Raw genomic sequence first — 236 nt, forward strand, 5'->3', positions numbered from 1 at the left:
TTGTCCTGTGTCCCAGGTCTTTTTCTCTCCGGATATTCCGGATATCCCCTGCAACGACACAGGTGATCCCCTGTTCCCGGCAGTATTCTGCAAGATACCTTGTGACCTTGTGCAGATAATCCGTTACTGAATCATGTTTTCTCTTATATAACTTCCTGATATGTTTTGATGTAGCCAGATACTTTACTCCCTTTCCGGACTGCTGCCCATACCACTGGGCCTGCACCCTTGCGATC

General features: G+C 47.9%; 1 protein-coding gene. It reads right to left on the reverse strand.

Annotated elements, in window-relative coordinates:
* Window positions 1-236, reverse strand: a 236-nt coding sequence (locus tag LJE09_RS17770; protein ID WP_227311649.1) for a transposase, incomplete at both ends; no start/stop codon positions are given.

This window comes from Blautia sp. DFI.3.45, assembly GCF_020593505.1.
Lineage (GTDB): Bacteria > Bacillota > Clostridia > Lachnospirales > Lachnospiraceae > Blautia_A > Blautia_A wexlerae.